Annotated in this window: 1 protein-coding gene and 1 pseudogene; both read left to right on the top strand. The window is 25.5% G+C overall.

The window, feature by feature from the left end; genetic code table 11:
• Window positions 1–60: 60 nt before the first annotated feature.
• Window positions 61–222, top strand: a complete 162-nt coding sequence (locus tag GQX97_RS14375; RefSeq protein WP_232473450.1) for a hypothetical protein — start codon at window positions 61–63, stop codon at window positions 220–222.
• A gap of 92 nt (window positions 223–314) precedes the next feature.
• Window positions 315–553: pseudogene (locus tag GQX97_RS14370) on the top strand (guanylate kinase); the annotation flags it as partial.

Below are 553 nucleotides of genomic sequence, written 5' to 3'. Positions count from 1 at the left end.
GAAAAAGACAATAATAATTTATCAATAGAAAACAAAATGTTTGAATATGCTTAAAAATCAATGATGATAGGAATAATAAAAATAGAAACCATCACAGCAAAGGCAAAATTCGGACAAAACATGAATGATGATGAAATAAATATAATAAYAAAAGATTTAGAAAAAAGAGGCGAAAAATTAGACTTTGAAACAATAGAAATAATAAAAAATATGAGAAAATAATGAATATCTTATGTAAAGTTTGGAAAAAAACTTGAAATATTTTTTGCTTTGTTGTATAATCAATAAAACTATCTATTGGGTATCTTTTTTATATGAGTAATATAGTGGTAATAACAGCTCCATCGGCAGCTGGTAAAACAACTTTAATAAAAAAATATATGTCAAAACACTCAAATGCAATGTTCAGTGTGTCTCATACAACTAGAAATATTAGAGAAGGTGAAGTTGACGGCAAAGATTACTACTTTATAGATAAAGATACTTTTCAAAAAATGATAGATAATGGCGATTTTATTGAATGGGCTAATGTTCATGATAATTATTACGGCAC

The organism is Brachyspira sp. SAP_772, from assembly GCF_009755885.1.
In the GTDB taxonomy this organism is placed as follows: domain Bacteria; phylum Spirochaetota; class Brachyspiria; order Brachyspirales; family Brachyspiraceae; genus Brachyspira.
This window is presented reverse-complemented; position numbering and strand designations above follow the sequence as displayed.